General features: G+C 39.1%; 29 protein-coding genes and 1 tRNA gene. 9 read left to right on the top strand and 21 right to left on the bottom strand.

Annotation, left to right across the window (positions count from 1 at the left end):
- Positions 1–18: 18 nt before the first annotated feature.
- The gene (locus FFO06_RS13190) at positions 19–801 is read right to left on the bottom strand and encodes an ABC transporter ATP-binding protein (protein ID WP_137908455.1); all 783 of its coding nucleotides are present in this window, start codon (positions 799–801) and stop codon (positions 19–21) included.
- A 360-nt stretch (positions 802–1161) separates the two neighbouring features.
- On the opposite strand from FFO06_RS13190, the gene FFO06_RS13185 reads away from it, so the two are divergent.
- Positions 1162–1551: an MAPEG family protein gene (locus FFO06_RS13185; RefSeq protein WP_137908454.1), complete on the top strand. Its 390-nt coding sequence runs from the start codon at positions 1162–1164 to the stop codon at positions 1549–1551.
- Positions 1552–1783: 232 nt separating this feature from the next.
- On the opposite strand, the gene ald is transcribed toward FFO06_RS13185, so the two are convergent.
- A complete protein-coding gene (gene ald, locus FFO06_RS13180) occupies positions 1784–2875 on the bottom strand; it encodes an alanine dehydrogenase (RefSeq protein WP_137908453.1) in 1092 nt (363 codons plus the stop codon).
- A 242-nt stretch (positions 2876–3117) separates the two neighbouring features.
- Between ald and FFO06_RS13175 the strand changes: the two genes are divergently transcribed.
- The gene (locus FFO06_RS13175) at positions 3118–3285 is read left to right on the top strand and encodes a CAB/ELIP/HLIP family chlorophyll-binding protein (protein ID WP_137908452.1); all 168 of its coding nucleotides are present in this window, start codon (positions 3118–3120) and stop codon (positions 3283–3285) included.
- Between the two features lie 247 nt (positions 3286–3532).
- Here the strand turns inward: FFO06_RS13175 and cpcG4 are convergent, their stop codons facing one another.
- The 11 genes from cpcG4 to FFO06_RS13120 all read right to left on the bottom strand — a co-directional run bounded on the left by cpcG4 (position 3533) and on the right by FFO06_RS13120 (position 12604).
- Entirely contained in the window at positions 3533–4294 is a 762-nt protein-coding gene (cpcG4, locus tag FFO06_RS13170; RefSeq protein WP_137908451.1) for a phycobilisome rod-core linker protein CpcG4, read from the bottom strand.
- Between the two features lie 121 nt (positions 4295–4415).
- Positions 4416–5141: a phycobilisome rod-core linker protein CpcG3 gene (cpcG3, locus tag FFO06_RS13165; RefSeq protein ID WP_137908450.1), complete on the bottom strand. Its 726-nt coding sequence runs from the start codon at positions 5139–5141 to the stop codon at positions 4416–4418.
- Positions 5142–5281: 140 nt separating this feature from the next.
- Entirely contained in the window at positions 5282–6025 is a 744-nt protein-coding gene (cpcG2, locus tag FFO06_RS13160; protein WP_137908449.1) for a phycobilisome rod-core linker protein CpcG2, read from the bottom strand.
- Positions 6026–6112: 87 nt separating this feature from the next.
- A complete protein-coding gene (gene cpcG1, locus FFO06_RS13155) occupies positions 6113–6952 on the bottom strand; it encodes a phycobilisome rod-core linker protein CpcG1 (RefSeq protein ID WP_137908448.1) in 840 nt (279 codons plus the stop codon).
- Positions 6953–6989: 37 nt separating this feature from the next.
- The gene (gene cpcF, locus FFO06_RS13150) at positions 6990–7586 is read right to left on the bottom strand and encodes a C-phycocyanin alpha-cysteine-84 phycocyanobilin lyase subunit CpcF (RefSeq protein ID WP_137908447.1); all 597 of its coding nucleotides are present in this window, start codon (positions 7584–7586) and stop codon (positions 6990–6992) included.
- Positions 7587–7653: 67 nt separating this feature from the next.
- Positions 7654–8484 (bottom strand): C-phycocyanin alpha-cysteine-84 phycocyanobilin lyase subunit CpcE, encoded by an 831-nt coding sequence (gene cpcE / locus FFO06_RS13145; protein ID WP_137908446.1) that lies wholly within the window; start codon positions 8482–8484, stop codon positions 7654–7656.
- A gap of 16 nt (positions 8485–8500) precedes the next feature.
- Entirely contained in the window at positions 8501–8740 is a 240-nt protein-coding gene (gene cpcD / locus FFO06_RS13140) for a rod-capping linker protein CpcD (RefSeq protein ID WP_137908445.1), read from the bottom strand.
- Between the two features lie 42 nt (positions 8741–8782).
- Positions 8783–9643: a phycobilisome linker polypeptide gene (locus tag FFO06_RS13135; protein WP_028084586.1), complete on the bottom strand. Its 861-nt coding sequence runs from the start codon at positions 9641–9643 to the stop codon at positions 8783–8785.
- A gap of 302 nt (positions 9644–9945) precedes the next feature.
- Positions 9946–10434: a C-phycocyanin subunit alpha gene (gene cpcA / locus FFO06_RS13130; RefSeq protein WP_028084587.1), complete on the bottom strand. Its 489-nt coding sequence runs from the start codon at positions 10432–10434 to the stop codon at positions 9946–9948.
- 99 nt (positions 10435–10533) lie between these two features.
- Complete coding sequence (gene cpcB, locus FFO06_RS13125; RefSeq protein WP_028084588.1) at positions 10534–11055, bottom strand: C-phycocyanin subunit beta; 522 nt, start codon at positions 11053–11055, stop codon at positions 10534–10536.
- Positions 11056–11671: 616 nt separating this feature from the next.
- Positions 11672–12604: an RluA family pseudouridine synthase gene (locus FFO06_RS13120; protein ID WP_137908444.1), complete on the bottom strand. Its 933-nt coding sequence runs from the start codon at positions 12602–12604 to the stop codon at positions 11672–11674.
- A 232-nt stretch (positions 12605–12836) separates the two neighbouring features.
- Between FFO06_RS13120 and FFO06_RS13115 the strand changes: the two genes are divergently transcribed.
- Positions 12837–13877 carry a response regulator gene (locus tag FFO06_RS13115; RefSeq protein ID WP_137908482.1) on the top strand — a complete coding sequence of 347 codons (1041 nt, stop codon included), beginning with the start codon at positions 12837–12839 and terminating at the stop codon, positions 13875–13877.
- A 213-nt stretch (positions 13878–14090) separates the two neighbouring features.
- On the opposite strand, the gene FFO06_RS13105 is transcribed toward FFO06_RS13115, so the two are convergent.
- The 3 genes from FFO06_RS13105 to FFO06_RS13095 form a co-directional block, all read right to left on the bottom strand.
- Complete coding sequence (locus tag FFO06_RS13105) at positions 14091–14378, bottom strand: type II toxin-antitoxin system RelE/ParE family toxin (protein WP_137908443.1); 288 nt, start codon at positions 14376–14378, stop codon at positions 14091–14093.
- Positions 14379–14381: 3 nt separating this feature from the next.
- Complete coding sequence (locus FFO06_RS13100; protein WP_137908442.1) at positions 14382–14612, bottom strand: addiction module protein; 231 nt, start codon at positions 14610–14612, stop codon at positions 14382–14384.
- 123 nt (positions 14613–14735) lie between these two features.
- Complete coding sequence (locus FFO06_RS13095; protein WP_137908441.1) at positions 14736–15014, bottom strand: hypothetical protein; 279 nt, start codon at positions 15012–15014, stop codon at positions 14736–14738.
- A gap of 76 nt (positions 15015–15090) precedes the next feature.
- Between FFO06_RS13095 and FFO06_RS13090 the strand changes: the two genes are divergently transcribed.
- Positions 15091–15672: a Uma2 family endonuclease gene (locus tag FFO06_RS13090; RefSeq protein ID WP_137908440.1), complete on the top strand. Its 582-nt coding sequence runs from the start codon at positions 15091–15093 to the stop codon at positions 15670–15672.
- Between the two features lie 287 nt (positions 15673–15959).
- On the top strand, positions 15960–16760 hold the full coding sequence (locus tag FFO06_RS13085; protein ID WP_137908439.1) for an Rpn family recombination-promoting nuclease/putative transposase: 801 nt from the start codon (positions 15960–15962) through the stop codon (positions 16758–16760).
- A gap of 39 nt (positions 16761–16799) precedes the next feature.
- On the opposite strand, the gene cobA is transcribed toward FFO06_RS13085, so the two are convergent.
- From cobA to FFO06_RS13070, 3 genes are read right to left on the bottom strand one after another with little or no spacing between them, the layout of a single operon-like run.
- Complete coding sequence (gene cobA, locus FFO06_RS13080; RefSeq protein ID WP_137908438.1) at positions 16800–17552, bottom strand: uroporphyrinogen-III C-methyltransferase; 753 nt, start codon at positions 17550–17552, stop codon at positions 16800–16802.
- Positions 17545–18279, bottom strand: a complete 735-nt coding sequence (locus FFO06_RS13075; RefSeq protein WP_137908437.1) for a sirohydrochlorin chelatase — start codon at positions 18277–18279, stop codon at positions 17545–17547. Before FFO06_RS13075 ends, cobA begins: the two co-directional genes overlap by 8 nt.
- Before the next feature lie 32 nt (positions 18280–18311).
- Positions 18312–18692, bottom strand: coding sequence for a DUF4359 domain-containing protein (locus FFO06_RS13070; protein WP_137908436.1), 381 nt, complete (start codon positions 18690–18692; stop codon positions 18312–18314).
- A 124-nt stretch (positions 18693–18816) separates the two neighbouring features.
- On the opposite strand from FFO06_RS13070, the gene FFO06_RS13065 reads away from it, so the two are divergent.
- The 3 genes from FFO06_RS13065 to FFO06_RS13055 all read left to right on the top strand — a co-directional run bounded on the left by FFO06_RS13065 (position 18817) and on the right by FFO06_RS13055 (position 21134).
- Positions 18817–18889, top strand: a tRNA-His gene (locus FFO06_RS13065).
- 195 nt (positions 18890–19084) lie between these two features.
- Positions 19085–20527, top strand: coding sequence for a glutamate--tRNA ligase (gene gltX, locus FFO06_RS13060; RefSeq protein WP_137908435.1), 1443 nt, complete (start codon positions 19085–19087; stop codon positions 20525–20527).
- 130 nt (positions 20528–20657) lie between these two features.
- Positions 20658–21134 carry a hypothetical protein gene (locus tag FFO06_RS13055; protein WP_190372553.1) on the top strand — a complete coding sequence of 159 codons (477 nt, stop codon included), beginning with the start codon at positions 20658–20660 and terminating at the stop codon, positions 21132–21134.
- Between the two features lie 130 nt (positions 21135–21264).
- Here the strand turns inward: FFO06_RS13055 and FFO06_RS22580 are convergent, their stop codons facing one another.
- Together FFO06_RS22580 and FFO06_RS13045 are read right to left on the bottom strand one after the other, a co-directional pair.
- Positions 21265–21363, bottom strand: a complete 99-nt coding sequence (locus tag FFO06_RS22580; RefSeq protein WP_322745923.1) for a hypothetical protein — start codon at positions 21361–21363, stop codon at positions 21265–21267.
- A 77-nt stretch (positions 21364–21440) separates the two neighbouring features.
- Complete coding sequence (locus FFO06_RS13045; protein ID WP_137908434.1) at positions 21441–21659, bottom strand: type II toxin-antitoxin system HicB family antitoxin; 219 nt, start codon at positions 21657–21659, stop codon at positions 21441–21443.
- A gap of 510 nt (positions 21660–22169) precedes the next feature.
- Here FFO06_RS13045 and ftsH2 point away from each other — a divergent pair.
- Positions 22170–24056: an ATP-dependent zinc metalloprotease FtsH2 gene (gene ftsH2 / locus FFO06_RS13040; protein WP_137908433.1), complete on the top strand. Its 1887-nt coding sequence runs from the start codon at positions 22170–22172 to the stop codon at positions 24054–24056.
- Positions 24057–24348 lie beyond the last annotated feature (292 nt).

Genomic DNA, 24348 nt, shown 5'->3' with positions numbered 1-24348 from the left:
TTTTCTTTGACTTGGTACTTAACCCGTGACTTGAATCGGTCCATGTACGCTCCCACTCATAAATTGTCTAATCAAAGGATTTTCTGTATGATCTAAGGCAGCTACTGTACCTTGCCATTGTACTTTCCCCTGATAAAGAAATACTATTTGGTCAGAGGTACGGCGAATGGTACTATCTTGGTGAGTAACAATGGAGTATGTACTACAAACTCCCTGGGTATGCTGTAAACTGCGGATGAGATCCTCAATTACAGTTGAGGCTATGGGGTCGAGTCCAGCGGTAGGTTCATCGTATAATAAAACCTCTGGATTATCTGTAGGACGTTGAGGATTAGACATAATTGCTCTCGCAAAGCTTACCCTTTTTCGCATTCCTCCAGAAAGTTCTGAGGGGTAGAGATGACTAATATCTGCTAAACCCACCAGTTCTAATTTTTCTCGGACTAGTTCACGAATTTGCGATCGCTTTAACTTAGAATTTTGATAAAGTAAAAAGCCGATATTTTCTTCGACTGTCAAGGAGTCAAATAAGGCGGCTTGTTGAAATACCATCCCAATCCCCACAGGATCAGCAGCATCTTCTATTAAACCATTCCTTCGTACTCCTTGAATATAAATTTCTCCCGCATCGGGTTTTAATAAACCTGCTATTACCCGTAAAATTGTTGACTTACCAGTTCCCGATGGTCCAATAATCCCTAATGCTTGGCCTCGGTATATTTTCAGATCAACATCATCTAAAACTTTGTTCTTACCGAAGGATTTAGAAATACCCCTTAATTCAATTAGTGGTTCTGTCATTGGTCATGGTTAATTAAATAAATAAGTTCCTCGCTGATAATATCATTTTCGCTTGATTACTTATAAAATCCACAACTCCAACCCTGACACAGACCGAGGTAGGGATGCTAGAAAATTGTACAGGACGCAACTGGCATCACAGATCAAATCGAAGTTAAGACTTTAGTTCTATCTTCTATAAACTATGGTAACATTCATCAGGGCTAAAGCTCTGACTACAAACAAATGAGATGATCATATAATTTATTGTGACACTTGCGTAAGTCCTATTGGTCTTATTGTAGTTTAATTAATTAACTGAACTTGATATAATCTATAATACTTTGTAGATAAAGCCAATTTCTGATTTTACTAAAGTTTATGTCTCCTTATCCTAGTTTAGTGACTGTTTCCGCACTTATACTATACTTTGTCGTCACAATCAACGTTGGTAGAGCCAGATTTAAGTATCAAGTCCCTGTACCACAGACTACAGGAAACCCCGATTTTGAAAGAGTATTACGGGTACAGCAAAACACCTTAGAACAACTGGCTCTATTTATCCCGGCTTTATGGTTATTTTCTGTTTACGTTAGTCCTATTTGGGGTTCTGGGCTAGGTGCAGCTTGGGTAGTGGGACGTATTGCTTATGCTTGGGGATATTACCAAGCAGCGGAAAAACGTGGTCCAGGTTTTGCAATTAGTTCTTTAAGTAGTATTGCGTTAATTTTAGGTTCACTAGTAGGTATTATTTTATCAATGGTGAAATAAGGTCAAATAGTTTTTGACGCTGTTTCATCTATTAGTTTCCACCCCTATTAATATACTTGTTTGCAGGAATATATAGAGGAATCCGATTTGATGTGATCAAATACCTGGTGATTATAAATCACGGCTACACAGACAAAACCCCCCTGGTCCCGTTGTTTGATCAATATATGGCTAAATCTTGTGGTGCGGGCAGGATGCCCGCTATAATTATACAAATTAAGTGCAGTACAGCTTACCCAACTAAATCAGGGAACACCTCTTTGAGAGCGGGGTGTACAAGATGATGATTTTTAACGTTTAAACCTTTTGCTAAAGCTGGGTTAACCTCTAAAGCTTTAATTCCCAAATTTGCTAACTGGACAGTATAGGGTAAGGTACTGTTGTTAAGAGCTTGTGTTGATGTCCAAGGTACTGCTCCTGGCATATTCGGAACTCCATAATGTACTACCCCCTCATCAATATATACAGGATTTGTATGAGATGTCGGTTGTAGCGTTTCAACACATCCACCTTGATCCACAGCCACATCAACAATCACTGAACCAGGACGCATTTGTTTAACTAATTCACGAGATACTAAAATGGGTGCTTTTTTACCAGGAATTAACACCGCACCAATCAGTAAATCAGCTTCTTTAACTGCTGCTTCAATATGGGCAGAATTGCTGTAAAGTAGTTCTACTCTCGAACCAAACAGGGTTTCTAGGTAGGATAACCGTTCCACATTAACATCTAATATTTGCACCATTGCACCCATACCCACGGCAATTTTTGCGGCTTCTGTACCCACCACACCACCACCTAAAATCACCACTTTACCAGCTTTAACCCCCGGTATACCTCCTAACAGTACCCCTCTTCCCCCTTGTTGACGTTCTAAGAATCTAGCACCAAATTGGACCGCTAACCGACCGGCAACAATACTCATAGGAGTGAGTAAGGGAAGTCTATTTGCTCCCGGTTGTTCTACGGTTTCATAAGCGATCGCACAAATGCCACAATCAATTAAATATTCTGTTAATTGGCGATTTGCTGCTAAATGTAAATAAGTAAATAACAACTGTTCTTTTTGCAAAAACTTATACTCACTTGTCAAAGGCTCTTTCACTTTGACAACTAACTCTCTATCCCAAGCAGCATCGGCTTTATCAACAATTTCAGCCCCAGCATTGCCGTAATCCTCATCAGTAAATCCCGCACCATTCCCAGCTTGACTTTCTACAAATATATTATGGCCATTTTCCCGTAACACCCTGACACTAGAAGGACTTAACCCTACCCGAAATTCTTGATCTTTAGTTTCTTTAGGAACACCAATTTCCATTAATAACCTCTGATATTCTGTTGTTTTACTTTAGCGTGCCAGTACCTATTTAACTATTTCCGTATTCAGCAATTCAAAATCCGAAATTTTTAGTCTTTTTCACCTTGACTAATCGGCCAGTCTTATTACAATAGATAAAGAATAATTAAAAATTGTAAAGCACGGATCACCATACTCTGAAATTTAGTTGAAAAATCCCTGTAAATTTTTGTTTGACAATTACAAGAGAGAAACCACTGATTATGACACAACAACCAACTGTTACCCCTAAATTAGAAGAACCCAAGTTTGGCTTCAATGAATATGCCGAACGATTAAATGGTAGAGCGGCCATGATTGGCTTCATTTTAATGGTAGTGATTGAATACACTACAAATCAAGGTGTACTTTCATGGCTAGGTCTTAAGTAAATTTATCATAGGATTTACGCAAAATACCTCTCAAACCCTTATTCTCCCTATTCCGTGACTCGTGCGTAAGTCCTATAATCTTTGAAAACTAGAAAATTATATCTACATACTTGAATAAACAAATGGTGTTGCCGAATAAAAGTATGAAGCCTCATGCAGAAACGCAAAAACGCAAACAATAAGAGGAGAAATGTAATTTCTGACTTTCATACCCTAATTCAGCAACACCGCCCCAGGCTTAACTTACCTAGCGTCTACCACGATAAGGAACAGCATTGAGGTAGTCAATATCAAAGGAAGATAACTTTTGTGCGTAGTTACCTTTACCAGATACAGAAGCCGCCATAGCTGCGAATTTGCGAGGATCTCCTTCGGCCATGCGCTTTTCTTTCGCTTTGGCGGTGTAGAAATTCTCCAAAGTAAAGCGCCAGTCAGTTTTGACAGTACCTGCTGTTTCTTGGAAGTCAGCACCGTAACGGGGTGTTACCAAATTAAAGGGACGGTCTACAAAACGCTTCCGTTGGTAAGGTACAGTATTTTCGCCAAAATTTTCGGTGTATTCGGCGCTGTCTAATAAAACATCAACAAAACCGCCAAAACCTTTGTTACAAATGACAATTGACCAAGCAATTTCTTCTTTTTTATTGTAAGCACAACGACCCAATAAACGTTTGAGGGTGATATCTACTAAACGGTAGTTGTTATTAACAGAAACGACTAAACGATAGAAAGCTTCAGATTTTGCTAAACCCCGAATAAAGTCACGCACTGACAAAGAACCGTTTTTAAGTTGAGATTCTAAAGTAACTTGACGGTTAAATTTGAGGATTTCATGTTCACTGAAAACTTGACGATAAGCAGCCCAAAGGATGCTTGTTATGTCAGTGTAAGAACTAACATCTTCTAAACGATAGATATAAGGTGTATCTTCATTTTGGTCAGCAGGTCCAAAACTGCTTACCCGGTGATTTTGGGTGCTTGGTTTGTATTCAAGTAATGGCAATGCCATATTGTTTTTTTCCTTTTATGATTAAGTTAAACAAAGATAATGAATTAGGGAATAGGGAATAGGGTGTAAATTCCCCGTATTATTCCCTATTTCTTCTTAATCTTATTTTCCCCTGAAACGGTTAGTAAATAGAACTCATTCCTAACCAATTGAGAATAAATAAGAAGACGATACCTGCGGTTATGACTAGTAATACAGCAGATAGCGCCCCCCAATCAACATTTGGCCCAGAGTTTGGGTAGACAAACCCACGCCATTGATTATACCGACCTCTTTGGACAATACCTGCCCGGTCTCGATAATCAGCACCATAGCGGGGCATAAAGCTGATTGGTCGGTCTGTGGTCATGCGTTTGCGTTGATAGGGTACGGTAGAATCACCAAAAGCTTGTTCATACTCGCTACTATCAATTAAAACATCAACAAATTTTCCCCAACCTAGAGTAGCAATTTGAATTGACCAGGCAATTTTTTCTTGCTCATTGTAAGGAGAACGACCTAAGATCCTTTTCAGGAACATTTCTACCAAGCGATAGTTGTTATTTGGTGTCACAACTAGCTGATAAAATCGCTCTGATTTCACCAAACCGCGAATGAAGTCTTTAACCGTAATTGACCTATTTTTGAGTTGTGTTTCTAAGTTAATTTGGCGGTTAAATTTGAGAATTTCCTGTTCGTTGAAAATTTGGCGATAAGCCGCCCAAATTAGTTGTTGAATTTCGCCGGGAGAGTTAGCATTTTCAATGCGGTAGATGTAAGGACTGTCTTCATTTGTATCTGCTGCGCCGAAACTACTAACTCTTTGGTTTTGAGTTGTAGGTTTGTATTCAAGTAAAGGAATTGCCATTTTAAAAAACCTGCCTTTTGGTAAAGTTGGCATCTCAAAATGTTGTTATACTTAGCAAAGTAACTAAAATTAAAATCCTTAAAAAAATGCAAACTTTTGAACTTTTTTCACCCAGATTACCCAGCTAGATAAAAAACTATTTAGCGCACGGGAAACCCAGCACTAGGACTAACGGAAACAGGAATACCAGTTGATGTTGTTTGTCTTGTGGTGTTAGGGATTTGGATATTAGCAGTGCTAACTGGTGTGTAAGTCACTGTTTTAATCTTAATGGAATTTGCCATATCCAAAAAGTTTTTGATGTCACCCCATTTATAACGAGCATCTTCGAGTTGGTCGCGCCAATAATCGCTGTATCGTGGTGTTACCAAATTAAAGGGTCTATCTTTATAACGCCGTCTTTGATAGGGAACAATATTTTCACCAAAGTTACTTTGATATTCTTCAGAATCTAGCAAAGTATCAACAAAGCCACCCCAGCCTTTAGTAGCAATGACAATTGACCAAGCAATTTCTTCTTCTTTGTTGTATGGTGCGCGACCTAATAACCGTTTTAGTCCAATTTCTACTAATCTGTAATTAGAATTAGTCTGAATTACCAAACTTTGGAAAGCTTCAGATTTAGCTAAACCCCGGATAAAATCACGGACGGTAATTGCCTTGTTTTTTACTTGGGATTCTAAATTAACTTGACGGTAAAATTTGAGGATAACGTGTTCACTGAAAAGTTGCCGATAAGCTGCCCAAATTAATTCTTCTACTTCTTCACCAAAGGAACAGTCTTCGATGCGGTAAATTGTGGGTGTATCTTCGTTAGCAACTTCATAACCAGAAACACGCTGGTTTTGAGAACTGGGTTTGTATTCTAGTAAAGGTATTGTCATGTTTGTCAGTTGTTAGGTAATAGGTAATAGGTAATAGGAAGATATTTATTTTTCTCTTGCCTCTTGCCTCTTGCTTCTTGCGAATTACTAATTTTTGGCGTTAGCGGGGATATACCGGTAAGGTAAGGAAACTGCTACGGGTTTAATAGTGGGTTGTGGTGTACCGATTTCGCGGGAAGTATCGGGTATTTCCAGGCTACTGACGAAAGATTGGGCTGTGGCTAAACTACGTTGGTAGTTGCGTTCGTTGGTAATAATTGACCCTGCCATAGCGAAGAAATTAGCCGGAATTGCCCGTCTGATATCCGCTGTAGTCAGTTGTCCTGATGTCCGGGCTGTGTAGAAGGAACGACCAGTTATACCGCGAATGTTTTGGGTATCACGCCAATAAGCATTGTAACGGGGATTAACTAAATTAAAGGGGCGATCGCCAAAACGACGACGTTGAAAAGGTACAATGTCATCACCAAAGTTGTCTAAATACTCACTGGAATCCAATAAAGCATCTATAAACCCATGTAATCCTTTGGTAGCAATGACAATTGACCAAGCGATTTCTTCGTCTTTATTGTAAGCAGCCCGGCCTAAGAACCGTTTTAAAGTAATGTCAACTAAACGATAATTAGAGTTTGTATCTGCTACTTGAGTGCGGTAAACGTCTGATTTGCCTAAACCCCGGATAAAATCCCGCAGGGTAATAGCCCGATTTCGCAGTTGTGATTCTAAGAAGTTTTGCCGATAACTGTCTAAAATCAGGTGTTCGCTGAAAATTTGCCGATATGCCGCCCAGATGATGCTATCAATATCTTGGTCAGAAGTGGCATAATTTAAGCGATACATCGTTGGTGTATCTTCGTTGGGGACTTCGTAGCCTTCTACTCGCTGATTTTGCGATTTAGGGGGGTATGCTAGTAGTGGTATTGACATTTTTACTTTTACCTTGTTATATGGTATGTAAATTACTTTACTGGCTATAGGCCAACTGAACGCGAGCGCGAACTGCTTTTTCAGTATCTTTAGTCAGCATTGATGCAAATTTAGCAAAAATAGGTGATCTAACTGTAGCTACTTTCGCTAAAGCTTGTAACCCAACAACAGCAGCATAACGAATTGACCAGTCTGTATCTTCACAGATGCACATTAGTGTCTCTAGGGCGCGATTTGTAGCTATTTCACTGGCAACAATGTCTAGCTTATGCCATTGTAAGTTTCCTAGTCCCTTAGCAGCCGCACGGCGGACACTAGGGGCAAAGTCATTCAATGTAGTATCAATAAGAACATCTAAAGCGCGAGGATCAGCGATCGCTGCCAGAGTGCGAATTGAATAAGCCCGTGCGCCATAGTTATAATCATCAAGGTTTAGCAATTGTGGGACTGCTACCTCTCCCAACTCTGTTAATGCTGCCGCTGCCACTATCGCTGCTTCTGGATTGTTATAACCAAATACAGCGATTAAAGTGGGAATTGCTGATGTATCTTTAATTGCTGCCAAATTCTTCACTGCTGTCACCAGTTGGTAAGGTGTTTCAGCTGTGGCAATAGCCCGAATTAGTTCATCCATTTTTTCTCAGTGGTCAGTGGTCAGTAGTCAGTAGTTTTGCAACTGATAATTGACAACTGACTACTGACTATAAGAGTGAGTCCATCAAATTCATAACTCGGGTAGCTGGTTCAGATATACCAAAAGTATCAGACTGTTCTGGCAGTTGATACTCTAATAATCCTTTCAAAGCAATCAGTTTAAAGCTATTTTCCACTTGTGCTTGAGCAATAGCCTCTGCTGCTGCTAAATACCCAATTGCCCCCAGGTCTCCCAAAACAACGCGACGCATTTTTAAATCACCCGTCACCAAAGTTTTCACTAATAACTCACCATAGATGGGGTCTTGTGTCAGTTGGTACATGGCTCTGGCTGCGGAGCATTGTAATCGGGGAACTGGATGCTGAAGAAAAGGCTGGACAAGAGAAATAGCCTCAGTTGCACCCATAGCTCCCAAGGCTTCTAATATTGCCGTATAGGGCTGGGTAAGATGAGGTAAACCAGGTACTTGTACTGCTTGGTCAACACCCCCATCTAGTAGTTTTATCAATGCTGGTAATGCTGTTTTATCCTTGAGCATGGCCAAAGATTGGGCTGCGGCTTCGCGGACATAAAAATCAGCACATTCCAAGCACTTAATTAAACCTGGTACAGCTTTCAAGTTGCCCAATTTACCAAGTGATCTAGCGGCATTGCGCCGTAAGGGATAACCTCCTAGTTCTGTTCTGTCGGCTTCATCCTCTAACGCGCTGATAAGTGCGTCTATGGCTTGTGGCTGACTGATTCGGAACTTACCCAACCACCAAGCAGCATAATAGCGGAGACTTAGATCTGATGATTGCAGGTTAGCAATAGCTATCTCTGGTGTGAGATTTGGTGCATTTTCCGCAGGATATGCTTCTCCACTGGGTTCTATCATTGCCAGGGCTTGATGCTTATTCCGCCGCTGTCAAAGTTTCAATTTTGACGATTTTGCCACCTAGACGGCTAATCCGCTGCATTTCTTCATTCATGCGGCTGTAGGGTACGGTAATAAATACACTACCACTGCGGCGAATGTCGAATTTGTTCTTGTCGCTTTCTTGGTTTTGCTTTAAGCCCACAACTTCGTAACGAAATACGCGGCTGGCAGATGAAGAAACGCTACTAGCACCAAGTGTAGTTTGACCGAACATTACTTCTATATCTCCTATGTGAGTTTTGTCCGTGAGCAGCGCTTAGGTTGATGTTATGCTGGCAATTTTGCCGCCAACTCTATGAATTTGCTGCATTTTCTCTAAAAGGCGCTCGTAAGGCACAATAAACACTGTACTGCTACGGCGGACTTTGGGGTATCCTGGATTGCGAATACCTGTAACTTCAATCCGGTAAGTGCGATTGGATTCCCCAACGGCATTACCTAGATTTTGCTTAGGAGCGTCATCTACAGATACGCGGAAACCCCAGTTATTGTTACTACCAGATGGTCCAACAACTGAGGAGGTTTTATTACTAGCTAATTCCCGCGCCAAACGGGATTTAGAACCTTCAACCTGAGCGGTATCGCTGTTAGCATAACCTCTGTATAAACGGAACATCCGCGTAAAACCGGCTGCATTTTGTCCCGTTTGAAAATCGAACCCGCGATAATAAGGAACAACATTTTCCCCAAAGCTATTCTGATACTCTTGGGAATCAATGTAGGAGTCAATTTCCGCGTCGTAACCTTGGTTAATATATAAGTCTAAGTGGTAAGTCACTTCTGACTCATTGTATGGTGCGCGACCCAACAAATGTTTATAGTTGAGTTCAATTAACCGAGTTTGGAAACTGTTGTAGAAGAATTTAGATTTGTAGAGTTCTGATTTAGCGACGCTGCGGACAAACTCTTTCACGCTTAAATTGCCGTCACGTAGCAGTGATTCTGCACTAATTAAGCGATCTGATGCCAGTATATAGTCATTTCCTAAGACTTGACGATAAACGGCACGAATTACAGCTTCTACTTCTTCCCGGCTGGCGCTGGGGCGCAGTTCAACTCTGGGTGCGTCGCTGAAAGGCTCTGTTCCTAGTCTGGAGGCTGCTGTTGTAATTGCCATGTTTTTTCCCTTTATTGTGCCGAATTTTGGCGGAATAAAGCTTGGTATTTAATCCAAGTTGGTCGTTGGTAATTAGGACTTACCTATTCCCTCTTGACTCTTGCCTTATTTGTAGATAAAACTATGCCCGGAGCTAGATCCAATTGCTAGGTGAACCAGGATGATCTTGGAGGTCTTAACGCCACTTAATTTACAGTTGGATATTTTCCAACTAACGCAGTGACTCCATGAGCAATAACTGGCGAACCCCTTGAGGGGTAACTTCATCTAATAATTGTATCCCTCTCCGGGCATGACGCTATCTAGCTAAGAGCGTTGATGGCGTAGTCAATGTAGGTATTAGCTTCGTTAGCAGCTTGACCACTCAAACCATGATTAGCTTTGATGGATTTTAAAGCTTCTACGTACCAGCTGGGAGACAAATCAAACGCGCCGTTGATTTCAGACAAACCAGCAATCAAGAACTCATCCAAAGGACCTGTACCACCAGCAACTAGGCTATAGGTGATGATGCGTAGGTAGTGACCAACGTCACGAGCGCATTTAGCTTTACCACGAGCATCAGATGCGAATTGAGCGCCTGGGGTAGAGGTGGTATAAGGGAATTTGCTGTAAACAGCGCTGGTAGCACCATCAATCAATTTTTGAGCATTAGCGGTTAAACCACGAGCAGCTTCCATGCTGGCAGCAGCGCGAACGAAACGACCGTTAACAGCTTGTAATTCGGTGTTGCTTAAAAAGCGTCCTTGGGTATCAGCAGATGCAATTGCTTCGGTAATTGGTGTTTTCATTGGTGAAAATCTCCTAGATTGTTTCTTGCTTGTTTTGTATGGCTACGCCATGCAGGTTATGAAAAAAGCTCAATTTAGACGGGAGCTAATTTGTAATTTTTAGGCAACAGCAGCCGCAGCACGATCAAAGTAGCTTGCAACTTCAGAAACCAAAGAACTACAATCACCCTTGGTGATCCCGTTAGGATCGTTGATTTTAGCGATCGCTGCTTCTTTCATTTTGCCAACACCAACTGCTACTGAAGCACCAGGGGTACCCAAAGCTTGGTAGGTTTCCCGTAAGCCATTTAAGCAACGGTCATCTAGAACACTAGCATCACCCGCTAATGCTGCATAGGTTACATAGCGCAAGATAATTTCCATGTCGCGCAAACAAGCAGCCATCCGACGGTTGGTGTAAGCGTTTCCACCAGGAGCGATCAAATTGGGCTGTTCTTCAAACAAAGCACGAGCAGCATCGGTAACGATGTCTTTAGCGTTGCTGGTGATGCGGTTAACAGTGTCTAAACGCTTGCTACCAGCGGCTACTACTGCGGTCAAAGCATCTAGCTGTTCGGTGCTGAGGAATTCACCACGAGCGTCAGCTTGGGAAACAACCTTGGAAAATACATCTAATGTCATGGACTCTAATCTCCTAAATTACTTAGTTGAGAGATCTCTAAATTAAAACTAATTCGGATTGGTTGGCAACGAAGTCAAATCAAAGCCGTTCTCAAGTCTTCTCTCCTCTCTAGTTTACAGTTTACAAACCAGAAATTATGAGAGTCAAGGGTAAATTTATGAGAAACTGGCAAATTCAATGAATCACCTGCTTTATTTAACTTTCTTCTGTTGTTTAACCCCTACAGCTTATGTTTATACAATGCTATAGAACCTTTATTTATTACAAATTATGAATAAATAAGATGTTCGCCTAAGAAAAGCCTCAAATCCTTTACATACAAGGTATTCAACTAAGAATTTCTAGATATTTTTGTTACATAACTTTACATTTTTTGCAAAAAATCGCAATATTAACCAATTTAAGCTTGCTTAAATATTCCTGAAAACCCTTGTAATTAAAAGAATATAAGGGTTTTATCCCATTTATAGCTTTCCTGAATTTTGTTAAGGAGTGTTAAATTTACATTTCTAAATATTTTGAAAACTTTCTATTTTTTTCCCCCATGGGGGGATGTGAATGAAAAAAAAGTTATATTCACAAATTGAGAGTAAATCGTTATTTACTCATAAATTCTTAACAAACCCCACTACGGCGACGCAATACTTCTAGTAAAGTGGTAAAACTGCGGGGAAGGGGTGCTGTTACTTCAAGCAACTTTCCAGAAACAGGATGTTGTAACTGGAGTTTCCAAGCGTGTAGGGCTTGTCCTGGCAAATTTACGCCGATAGAATGAGCAGAACTATAAAGAGGGTCACCAACGATAGGATGACCAATTTTGGCACTGTGGACGCGAATTTGATGGGTACGTCCTGTTTCTAGTTGAAAGTGGATTAATGTGTAGTTAGCAAGACGCTCTTGTACTTGCCAGTGAGTTATTGCAGCGCGTCCACCATCTTCTAGAGAAACAATTCCCATTTTTTTGCGGTCTTGGGGATTGCGACCAATGGGTAAGTCTATGCTTCCAGTTTCCGTTTTGGGAACACCGTAAACTAAACCTAAATATTCTCGTCTGGCGGTTTTTGCTTGTAATTGTGCTTGTAAATGCTGATAAGCTAAATCCGTTTTAGCAATAACAATCGCTCCGGTAGTATCTTTATCCAAGCGGTGAACTATTCCAGGACGTTGAATACCGCCAATACCGGGTAAATTAGGACAATGGGCCAATATAGCATTAACTAAAGTTCCGTCAGGATGACCGGGTGCGGGGTGAACAACCAAACCAGCGGGTTTATTGAGAATAATTAACTCCTCATCTTCATAGAGGATATCTAGAGGAATATCCGCTGCTATGAGTTGTAAAGGTTCGATGGCGGGAATTTCTAGAGAAATGCGATCGCCTATTTTGAGATTAACCTTCTTAGATGTGCAAATTTGATCATTAACTTGGACATGACCCTGTTCTATGAGTTGCTGGATGCGAGAACGGGACAAATCTGATAACTTCTGGGATAAATAGCGGTCTAAGCGATCGCTATTTTCTATAACTTGGATATTAATTGTAGACACGATTGGGTATTGGGTAATTTAAGCAACATTGAGATCAAAAATTAGAGTCGTGTCGGTAGAAAATCACCACTTCATTTTTTTATCTTCATCTTATGTTTAACATACTTTTTTATTTCTCTAAAAAATCTAGAGTAACCTAAAGGGAAGAATTCAAGAATCAGGATTCGGAATGTTGATAAAATACAGTGAGTAACTGATAATGAAAAACAACTTTAATGAACCATCCCAGAAAATGAACGCTACTCCTATTAGTAGATATAGATTTTTCCAAAAACTACAACCAATCAACATATTAAAGAAGATTACTAATAGTTCGTACACTGGTTGTTTGCAAGTATTTAGCGAATCTGGTGCTTGGTCAATATATATGGATCAGGGTAAACTAATTTACGCTGGTTATTCTGAAGAAATGTTTAAACCTCTTTACCGGAACTTACAGAGATTAAGTCAGCAAATCTCAACTCTCCCCAGAGGAATTAATGAACAAGTGCGGATGATTTTTGAAAAAGATATTGAGAATCATTCAATACCAAGTCCAGATTATTTAGCTATTTGTTGGTTAGTTAATCAAAAATATATTAGTCATTTTCAAGCGGCTTTACTAATTGAGGAGTTAGCACTAGAAGTTTTACAATCCTTGCTGAATTTAAAATATGGCAGTTATGAATTTGTTCCTAATACTTTTTTAGACAATCTGCCTAAATTTTGCCATTTAAATTTAAAAGCCTTAGTAGAACCATGTCAATCAGCAGCAAAAGTTGATGTTCAAGAAAATTTGAATTTTGAACCTTATTATCAGTTAGAAGTACCCAAAACATCCCAGGAAAAATTACCCAAAAGCAATTCTGATCAAGTTAATAATCAGGGAAATATAAATCAGTCAAGTAACTCCTTTATCAGAGAGAAGCAGAAATGCAGTATTTTTTCCATAGATGATAATCAGAAAATTTTAAATGCTGTGTCAGAATTTTTGGATGAACAAATATTCAATGTGATCAAATTTACAGATTCTTCCCAAGCTTTAATGGAAATTCTGCGAGTACAACCAGATATCATTTTACTAAACATAGAAATGCCTAATTTAAATGGCTATGAAATCTGTTCTTTATTACGAAAACACACACATTATCAAGATACTCCTATAATTTTGATGACAGAAAGAATGGGATTAAGGGATAGAGTAAAAGCCAAATTTGTCAAAGCTAATGGTTATTTAGAAAAGCCTTTTTCTCAAGAGGATTTACTGAAAATAATTTTTGAACACATTGTGTAAAAATTCACAAATCAGGTTAATAAACCTCATCATGGCTGCCAATATCTATCAATAAAATAACCATTTCTAATAACTTCTCATCCTCAGAAAAGTTAAAGATAATTCTACAATCATAAGCAACAGAACAAGACCACAAACCCGCTAACTCTCCTTGAATCAACTACTCCAGACAACTTTCATCATCATCTCCTAGTAAAACATCCTCTCAAATCATCAAGGATTCCTCTCTTTGCTGTACCATTCTTTTTGGTGTTTCTGGCGCTGGTTCACTTCTTGCCAATATTTTGGTTTACGACTACAGTGCATAACCGCTACAGTTAAAATGTATTCATCTTCTATGGTATAGAGTATTCCATAGGAAAACTTACGCACTAAACACCGACGAATATCTTCATCGCTAACTGGATAGCGTTTAAGTGATTCAATAATTCGGAAAATGGCATCTTCAACAGCATTGATAAAATTTTGTGCTATTTCAATTTCATTTTCTGCATTTTTCATTTTTCATTTTTCTAAAATTTGTCTAATTTGAGCTAAAGCGATTTCTCCAGAAATTGGTTTAACAGTATGATTACGTATTTCATCCCGGCGTTTTTTAGCTTCTGTGTTCCAAATCTTTTGGATATTTTCATCAATATCAGATTCTAGACTTTCAATTAGTTTTTCTACTAAAAATACTCTGCTAGAACTGGGTAAAGACAAGGCTTCTTGAATTAACTCTTCAACTGATAGCATAATTATTTATCTTCTTGTGTAAATTGAATTGAGAATAGGCACAAACAAAGACTTGATTCACAAACTATTTTATCATTGTTTTTGTGGAAATATCTATAATGATGTTGGTATCAAGCAAGATTTTCACAGATTATGTTTCTCCTTTAAATGTTCCCATTTAGCTTGATCTGGATCAAAATCAGGAGGTGCGGGTTGGGTTTTTTCAAACCAGTTTTGCAAAGCCTTGATTTTAGTTCGTCTTTTTGGTGTTTCTGGTGCTGGTTCACTGGTTGTGGTATGATCATGGGTATCTGTAGCTGGCCAGACTATTACTTCCACATTTCCGGGGGGTAAATTCACAAGTTCGGTAATCAGCAAGTTACCAGATTGATCAATTTTTCCTTTGAGTTTGTATGCTTGCATGATATTTTTTATGATAATCTGTTTTTATATGATATCACCTTGAGCAAAATTCAATCTCTAAATTTGGGTTTAAATTATGATAACTACACTCATTGAACGAGAAGCAGAACCAATTTTAATTAGTGACTTAACCTGGAGAGAATTTAAAGCTGTTGAACAGCTAATTGATCGCCCAGGGTTAAGGTTATCTTTTTTAGATGGAGTCTTGGAGATTCGGAAAATGCCAGGGAAAAAACACGAAACTATCAAAAAACGTATTGGTGCTTTACTAGAAATTTATTTAGAATTTTTGGAATTAGATTTTACTCCTACTGGTTCTGTTACCCTAGAAAATGAATTTGAAAAGGTCAAAAAAGAAGCTGATGAATCTTATGAATTGGGAGCAAATAGAAAACGCCCTGATTTAGTGATTGAGGTGGTTGTTAGTAGTGGAGGAATTAATAAACTGGAAGCATACAAACGGTTACAAATTCCTGAAGTTTGGTTTTGGATGAATGATGAATTATTGTTTTATACTTTAGGAAATGATGGCTATGAAGCTGTTAGTAAATCGCAACTCTTACCGAGTTTAGATGTAGATTTATTGATGGGTTGTATTAATATAGAAAATCATGCTCAAGCTCTGCGGGAATTTCGAGGAGGGATAAAAATTACATAACCTTTAAATATTCACATCTAGCTTGATCTGTATCAAAAAGATTTGTATTCTTGTATTTGAGCGATAACTTATCCTACCTAGCTTTTTTGATCAGCATATCAAGTTGTTTTTTAGCTTCTTCAATTGTTTACATAATTTTTTGAGACAGATGAATTATTTTCAAAAAGATTTAATTGATGAAATAGTGGATTTTTAGAGATTTCTTTATAAAAATCCGGGTTTAATACGCTAGAATTTGGGGTAACACTTGATGAAAGCCTGGATATCGCTAAAAACAACTTTTTAAAATGAAAACAGACAGCATATTTTACCGATTGTTTCAAGAAATACCTAGCATATTTTTTGAACTGATTGGTAACTCCCCCCAACTAGCCGAACTTTATCAATTTTCATCAGTTGAAGTCAAACAAACAGCCTTGAGAATAGATGGAGTTTTCTTACCTAACCAAAATACAGATAACCCCATCTACTTTTTAGAAGTACAATTTCAATCAGACAAGGATCTCTACCATAGACTTTTTAGCGAAATATTTCTTTACATTCGCCAAAACAACCCCAAAAATCACTGGAGTGCGGTAGTTATCTATCCAACCAGCAGCATAGATACAAGAGATATTCAGCATTATCAAGAATTTTTCACCAGTCAACGAGTTAGAGTTATTTATCTCGATGAATTAGCAGAAACAACATCTTTACCCATTGGGATTGCTACAATAAAACTAATCATCGCTAACCCAGATAATTCCATTACCCAAGCTAGAGAATTAATCACTAGAACTAAAGAAGAGATCAATTCTCAACTTGAACAGCAACAACTATTACAAATCATCGAGACAATTTTAATTTACAAGTTTCCAAGAATGAATAGGGAGGAAATAGAAGCTATGTTTGGATTAAGTGAGTTAAAACAAACCCGATTTTATCAAGAAGCAAAAGAAGAAGGTGAACGCAAAGCCAAGTTAGACGCAGTTCCTGGTTTGATCGCATTGGGTTTAACTAGAGAACAAATCGCACAGGTTTTAAATTTAAGTTTGGCAGAAATTAGCGAGATTATTCAACAACAGAATATCAACACAAAGGACAAATAAAAAGGATTTAATCAGTGTAACCCTAACCAAACTTTTCCTCTATTTTTTCTCCTGTACAGAGTCAGATAATATACCGTGCATTTTAACGACTGCTCCAATTACGGCTATTGCAGGTGCGAGAAATCCTTTTTCTGTTACTTGTGCTACAATTGTCCCCAATTCACCAATTAATTCTTCCTGTTCTGGCCGAGTTCCCCAGCGAATTAAAGCCATGGGTGTATCTAAACTCAACCCCGCTACAGTTAACTGCTCTACAATGTAGGCTAAATTGTGTATACCCATATAAATTACAATTGTTTCTGAACCATGGGCTATTGCTGGCCAATTTAGCTGGGGTTTATATTTACCAGCAGATTCATGTCCAGTTACAAAAGTTACAGAAGAACTATAAAGGCGATGGGTTAAAGGAATACCAGCATAGGCCGCAGCAGCTATTCCTGATGTAATCCCTGGTACAACTTCTACGGGAATCCCTGCGGCTACCAATTCTGCCATTTCTTCCCCACCACGACCGAAAATAAAGGGATCACCACCTTTGAGTCTGACGACAACAGCATGATTTGCCGCCTTTTCTATCAGTAATTCTGTGGTAGCTTCTTGTAATAAAGAATGTCTACCCATGCGTTTACCAGCGTTAATTTGTTCTGCTGCGGGATTAATCATATTTAATACTTCTGGACTTACCAAAGCATCATAAATAACTACATCTGCACAAGCTAATAAATCTTTTCCCTTGATAGTCATGAGTCCAGGATCTCCTGGACCTGCACCAACTAAATAAACTTTACCCAAAAACTTTTTCCCCTTCTTTGATCAAATCCCCGATTAAATCAGCAAATTCTCGACTTGTTCCTAAAGGTGGTGCGAGTTGAAAAGTTACTGATGGAAACTCCAATTTTAGCGTTTCTACTGCCAAAGCGATCGCATCAGTTATGCCACCTGTAAATAAAAAGTAGGGAAAAATCGCAATTTGTTCATAACCAGCGGTAATCAATTCCTTGACTCTTAGTTCTAAACTGGGAGGTACAGACCAATAAGCTGTAAATGCACCCACACTAGCTGCTATATTTTCTACCGGTCTATGAGAACCAGGACGACGACTGCCATGAGCTAGGATAATTGATACATCAGCTTTTACTGTCATCATCATCCTAGAAACAAACTTTTCTAACCCAGGATAACTACCGACATGAGGACATAATTCTATTTTTATGCTTTCATTTATTACCTCTTGTGCCAGTGCTATTTCTGCGGGAATATCAGTCATGAGATGAAAGCCCGGTAACAAAAATAGGGGGATAATTTGCACTATTTTACAGCCAAAAGCCTGAACTTGATCAGCGAAATCTTGAATTTGTTGATGTAAAGGTTGGATATTGGCCTCTAAGGTAGCAATACCTATCAAGTCTTCCCCTTGGGGTAACATCTCACTTAACAGCCTAGCTAATTGCTGCATGGCCAAATGTGGACGAGGATCACGACTTCCGTGAGATACTAAAAGATAAGCTGTATTAGTCATTAGTTGTCATTGGTAAAATTCCTACCTATTCCCTATTTTTGTTCAGCATTGTAGGTATAAAATTGATTCAATGCTCCCACAGTTTCAAATTTGTAACCTGGTATCGAAGAATCAAGTTTAATTTCACTTCTATAAATACTAAAGATTATATAGTCTTGTCGGCTGGTCGTACTGGTAATAAGTTCTTTGATTTCTGGTTTAACCGATTGAAGCATTTGATTACAATCAACTTTAATTAATCTTTCCAGGAAATTCGGAGTCTTTTGACATACATCAGTTTCTAGGTATGTTGTCAGCTTGTGAACTGCATACTTTTCATACTCAATCTGATTGGGGTTGGTTTTGGCCATAATCACCCCTAATATAGTAACACTTACTGCCCCTACACTGATGAGAGTAGCTAAAAGTTTCATATTTCAACTTGAGGTGGGTAGTTCTTGGTCTTTAAAAGACTACCAAGAAAATTATCTAAATTTCTGATCAAAAAGGCTTGATCATTTTTTTAGTTAGTGTTATTATTGAAAAATAAGTTGAATGGCGAGCGTAGCCAAGTGGTTAAGGCAGTGGTTTGTGGTACCACCATTCGTGGGTTCGAGTCCCATCGTTCGCCCTGGACAATATACCATGTAGGAATAGGAAAAGAAACTTAAATTGGGTTATAATCAAGCCTGTTACCCGTGATTAAGTTTCGGGTTTCCTTATTCCTGTTCAAAAGTGCTGAATGTAAAATGCTGAGATATTCATATATACTCATAGGTTTTATATCAGTAAGTTTAATTGTGCTGTATAAAAGAGAGAATCAACTGTGACCGTCAGAGTCCGTATAGCTCCAAGTCCCACCGGAAATTTACATATTGGTACAGCGAGAACGGCTGTATTTAATTACTTGTTTGCTCGTCACCATCATGGCAAGTTTATTTTAAGAATAGAAGATACAGATTTAGAGCGATCGCGTCCAGAATATACAGATAATATTCTCAATGGACTACGCTGGTTAGGATTGAATTGGGATGAAGGTCCATTTTTCCAATCTCAACGCTTAGAACTTTACAAGGAAGCAGTTGAAAAACTACTAGATCAAGGACTAGCTTACCGCTGTTATACCACATCTGAAGAATTAGACGCTTTACGAGAAGCGCAAAAGGCTAAAGGTGAAGCACCTCGTTATGATAACCGTCATCGGTACTTAACTCCAGAACAAAGGGCTGAGTTTGAGGCTCAAGGACGTTCTTCTGTAATTCGTTTCCAAATTGCCGATGATCGGGAAATTGTTTGGAATGACTTAGTACGGGGTAAAATGAGTTGGCGTGGTAGTGATTTGGGTGGTGATATGGTCATTGCTCGCGCTTCTAGTGATGGTAGTGGTCAACCATTGTATAATTTTGTGGTGGTTGTGGATGATATTGATATGGAAATTACTCATGTGATTCGGGGTGAAGACCATATCGCTAATACAGCTAAACAGATTTTACTATATGAAGCTTTGGGGGCGAAAATTCCCGAATTTGCCCATACACCCTTGATTTTAAACCAAGAAGGGCGAAAACTCTCGAAACGAGATGGAGTAACTTCCATTTGTGACTTTCAGGATCTGGGTTTTACGGCGGAAGCTTTAGTAAATTATATGACTTTATTAGGATGGTCGCCAGGGGATTCCACGCAAGAAATCTTTGATTTGGAATCAGCGGCTCAGGATTTTGGCTTTGAGCGAGTGAATAAGGCTGGTGCTAAATTTGACTGGGATAAATTGGACTGGTTGAATAGCCAATATCTCCATCATAAGCCAGTTGGGGAACTTACAGATTTACTTATGCCCTTCTGGGAAAAAGCTGGTTATCAATTGAACGGTGGTAGAGAACGTCCTTGGTTAGAATCATTAACGGGGTTAATTGCTGCTAGTTTGACTCGGTTGGTAGATGCTGTGGAAATGACCAAGGGATTTTTTACTGATGGTGTAGAATTAACTGAAGAAGGTAGTCAACAACTACAGCAGGAAGGTGTTAAAACTGTACTCAAAGCAATTACTACAGCTTTAGAGAGTCAACCAAATTTATCAGCAGATATAGCTCAAGGTATAATTAAGCAAGTTGTAAAAACAGAAAATGTGAAAAAGGGCTTAGTGATGCGATCGCTCAGAGCAGCTTTAACTGGGGACGTACACGGACCAGATTTAATTCAATCTTGGTTACTATTAAATCAGATTGGTTTAGATAAATCTCGTTTAAATCAGGCAATTAGCAATAATTAATTACTGAGTATTGGGTAAGAATTTTCTGGAATTTTAAATTCTCACAGCGGTACTCAAGTCTTTTCTCTAAAGGAACTTGAGACCGTAAATTTATGTCTTTAAAGGTATTTAGCAAATTTCTATAATTACAATGTCCAAAAAAGTATTGACTACAGGAATGATTATACTCTGGACTACAGGTGGATTTACTCAAGTGGCTAATGCTCAACGAGTTTCCCAGATTTTTGAAAATGTTACTATTCAATATCCATTTTCCCCAGATCCATTGACAGTCAGGGGAATGAGTGGTGGTTCAATACCCGGAAGCCAAATAGCCGAAACAGAAACAACATCAACTGGACCTTGTAAGGGATTTATGGATGAAGCACCCGATCATACGCTGAAACTATTGAGTAAATTTGAATACCTAAAATTAGTAGTTAACAGTCCTGCGGACACGACCATGATTATCAAAGGACCTGGTGGAACTTGGTGTAATGATGACTTTGATGGTAAAAATCCCGGTGTTGTTGGTGAATGGCTACCAGGAACTTACCAAATTTGGATTGGTTCTTACAAGGAAAATGATTCCCTACCTTATACTTTAAAAATTATGGGAGCTAAGTAAATGATTAGACATCTTGTGAGAATTAAATGTGCGTGACTTGAAACCCTTGTAGAGAAGGTTGAACAGAGTGAAGAGGTTTTGGGCGATTTTACTTTTCTTTACACAGATTGGTTTTATTGTGTTCACCTACTTATTCGGCATTTAAGTTTTTAAGAATTTTCTGGGCTAAAAATTCCTTAATTTCTGTATGTCTTGGTACAGCCTCAATGACACCTGTTTGAGGATTAATCCATAAAGAATGAGAACCACCTTCTTGTTTTAAGTAACAACCTGCTTGTTTTCACTTTTTTTCTAATTCTTTACGTTTCATGGAATTAAAATGGTCTCTTCTATCGCATCTTCTGTGATTCCCCTGCGGATATCTGCCATACGATCTTCAATAATCAATTGAATAGCAAGTTCCAAGTTCTCTTTCGCTTCCTCAATGGTTTCACCTTGACCATTAGCACCAGAAATTTCTGGACAAATTGCCCAATATCCTCCTTCCGTTGCTCTCTCAATGATGGCTGTTAACTCTGCTTTCATAAAAATTTCCACAAGAAGTCTACTATATTTTAACCGATGATTAGTTACAAGATCAGCGATGACACTATCACCCATCACGAAAAATCTCTCTAAAACTCTTACCTTCGCTTCTTCGTTTCTTCGTGGTCTATTCTCCGTAATATTTCCGTTGTATTTAGCTTTAAAGCATAGAATAGATAAACTATATCAATAAACGCAGATAAACACAGATAAAGAAAAATAAATGAATTTGGTAATCCTGTGCAGTCCAGCATAAAATTAGTAATAGAGATAGCAAAATATAAATTAGCCCCAAATCCTTACTGGGTATGATTTTGGGGATATTTAACTTTTAATTTTTAATTTTTAATTGGTATTACTATGAGAATTAGGTTAAATTTAATTAAGATTCTAGACAAACTTCATGAATCTGCCATAAGCAAACCGACGTTTTATGGCTCAAATTACAAAATGGATTTATAAACATCCGTTACAAAAGCAGTCATATTAGTATCTAGAGGCAAATTAAAGATGAAATTTTCTTGGAGAGTCGTAGCACTTTGGTCAGTGCTGGCCTTAGTAATTGGCTTTTTCTTCTGGCAAGGCACTTTTACAGGCACTTCTGCGGATACGGGTAAAAATGCTGCCAATACCCGCATGACCTACGGTCGCTTTCTGGAATATTTGGACGCAGATCGTGTTATTAATGTGGATCTTTACGATGGTGGGAGAACGGCAATTATTGAGGCCAATGACCAAGACATCGAAAATCGCACTCAACGCTGGCGGGTAGATTTGCCCGTGAATGCCCCGGAATTGATCCAAAAGCTGAAGCAGAAGGAAGTGAGCTTTGATGCCCACCCCATGCGAAATGACGGGGCAATCTGGGGACTTCTGGGTAATTTGATTTTCCCGGTTTTATTGATTACGGGACTTTTCTTTTTGTTCCGTCGTTCTAATAATCTTCCCGGTGGTCCTGGACAAGCGATGAATTTTGGCAAATCCCGCGCTCGTTTCCAAATGGAAGCGAAAACTGGGGTAAAATTCGATGATGTGGCGGGAATTGAAGAAGCAAAGGAAGAATTACAAGAAGTTGTCACTTTTCTGAAACAACCTGAAAAATTTACCGCTGTTGGCGCTCGGATTCCCAAGGGTGTACTATTAGTTGGACCTCCAGGAACTGGTAAAACTTTACTCGCTAAAGCGATCGCTGGTGAAGCTGGTGTTCCTTTTTTCAGTATTTCCGGTTCGGAATTTGTAGAAATGTTCGTGGGTGTGGGTGCTTCCCGTGTCCGTGATTTGTTTAAGAAAGCGAAAGATAACGCTCCCTGTATTATCTTTATTGATGAAATTGACGCTGTGGGTCGTCAACGGGGCGCTGGTATTGGTGGTGGTAATGATGAACGGGAACAAACCCTTAATCAATTATTAACGGAAATGGACGGTTTTGAAGGCAATACTGGCATTATTATTATTGCTGCTACCAACCGCCCTGATGTGTTAGATGCGGCTTTGTTGCGTCCTGGTCGTTTCGATAGACAAGTAACGGTAGATGCTCCAGACATTAAAGGCCGTTTGGAAGTATTACAGGTTCATGCTAGAAATAAGAAGTTGGATGATAGCGTGTCCTTAGAAGCGATCGCCCGTCGCACTCCAGGGTTTACCGGTGCAGATTTAGCTAATCTGCTCAATGAAGCGGCTATTCTCACTGCTAGAAGACGCAAAGAGGGTATCACTTTAGCGGAAATTGATGATGCTGTAGACCGCGTAGTTGCGGGGATGGAAGGTACTCCCCTGGTAGACAGCAAGAGTAAGCGGTTGATTGCTTATCATGAAATTGGACACGCTTTAGTGGGGACTTTACTTAAAGACCATGACCCCGTCCAAAAGGTGACTTTGATTCCCAGAGGACAAGCCCAGGGTTTAACTTGGTTTATGCCTAATGAAGAACAAGGTCTAATTAGCCGTTCTCAGCTAAAGGCCAGAATTACCGGGGCTTTAGGTGGTCGGGCTGCTGAAGAAGTAATTTTTGGAGCAGCAGAAGTAACAACTGGCGCTGGTGGAGATTTACAGCAGTTATCAGGCATGGCTCGACAAATGGTAACACGGTTCGGAATGTCTGATCTAGGTCCTTTATCTCTGGAAAGCCAACAGGGTGAGGTGTTCCTGGGTCGTGACTGGACAACCCGTTCCGAGTATTCCGAGTCTATCGCTTGTCGCATTGATGCTCAAGTCAGAATGATTGTGGAAGAATGCTATGCTAGCGCTAAGAAGATCATGCGTGATCATCGTAGTCTTGCAGATCGTTTAGTTGATTTGTTGATTGAAAAAGAAACCATTAATGGTGACGAACTTAGACAAATCGTGGCTGAGTATGCGGAAGTACCTGATAAGTCTCAGTTTGTACCCATGCTGTAAGGCTTGATCTTGAACAAAATCCCCAACCTCTCAAAGAAGTCGGGGATTTTGTTGTTTTATTAATTAAATTGTTTATAAATAATTTAAGATAGTTCTTCCTTATCTTGATAAGGATAACATATTTAAAATCCTTTGTCAATACCTAAAAAGCAAATTTTTCGCGGTTTTTTTTGCATTTTGTTGGCTGTTCCCTGTCAACTGATGAAAGGATGTACAGGATGAGGAGGGGGATTTTTTGATGATGTCAATGATTTAAAATGGTGCGTTACGAATAGCTAACACACCCTACTCA

The organism is Dolichospermum planctonicum (assembly GCF_005402965.1).
GTDB lineage: Bacteria > Cyanobacteriota > Cyanobacteriia > Cyanobacteriales > Nostocaceae > Dolichospermum > Dolichospermum planctonicum.
Note: the sequence above shows the minus strand (reverse complement) of the source record. Positions and strands in the feature narration are given on the sequence as shown.